Raw genomic sequence first — 911 nt, forward strand, 5'->3', positions numbered from 1 at the left:
TCAGTGAGCGAGTTTCTGACCGTTCGGCTGAGTAGCGAACAACAAAGTACCATTCCTTGGGTGGTGTGGTCGACAGAACAACAGGAAGTGATTGCCAGCGGTGAACTTGCCGGATGGGAACACTTGGATGAGTTGGTATCGTATGCCGGCCAGCGCCAAGTCATCGCTTTACTAGCGAGTAATGATGTGGTGTTAACTCAGGTGGACATTCCGCCTGGTGCCACACGTCAGTTCGACAGCATGTTGCCTTATTTGATTGAAGATGAAGGAGCGCAAGATGTGGATAGCTTGCACTTCACCGTATTGGGTAAGCAAGCGGATAAAGCACAAGTGTGTGCGGTCGAGCGCGCATGGGTACAAACCGTGCTACAGCGTTTTGCTAGCCAAGGGTTGACCATCAAACGCATCTTGCCAGATGTATTGGCATTGCCTGTCAGTGATGACAACAGCAGTGCGGCACTGATTGGTGAGCAATGGCTAATTCGTCACTCAGAGACGGAAGGCGCGGTGGTGGATTCGGCGTGGCTGGATCTTTACCTCTCTTCTTACCTGCAAAACCATGAAGGTTGGCAACTCGATTGCTACAGTTCCGTGCCAGAATCGACGGTTGAGAGTGTATGGGTTCCTAAGCCAGAAGAAATGACGATGGCGTTGCTCGCAAAAGGCGTCGTGAGTAGTAAAACGAACCTGTTAACTGGCGAGTTTAAGCCGAAGTCTTCTTGGGGTAAGTACTGGAAAGTTTGGCAAAAGGCGGCTATCGCTGCGGGCGTTTTGTTAGTGGTGGTCGTGGCTCAGCAACTTCTCGTCGTCCACAAGTACGAGGCGCAAGCACAAGCCTATCGTGAAGAAAGCGAACGTATTTTCCGTCAGGTTTTCCCAAACAAGAATCGAATTCCGACCGTAAGTTATTT

1 protein-coding gene is annotated in these 911 nt (G+C 50.6%); it reads left to right on the plus strand.

The features are described from left to right. Window positions 1–3: 3 nt before the first annotated feature. Window positions 4–911 (plus strand): type II secretion system protein GspL (gene gspL / locus R7Z50_RS25570; RefSeq protein ID WP_318149485.1); only part of this gene is annotated, 908 nt, incomplete at its 3' end.

It is taken from the genome of Vibrio sp. 1249-1 (assembly GCF_033340495.1).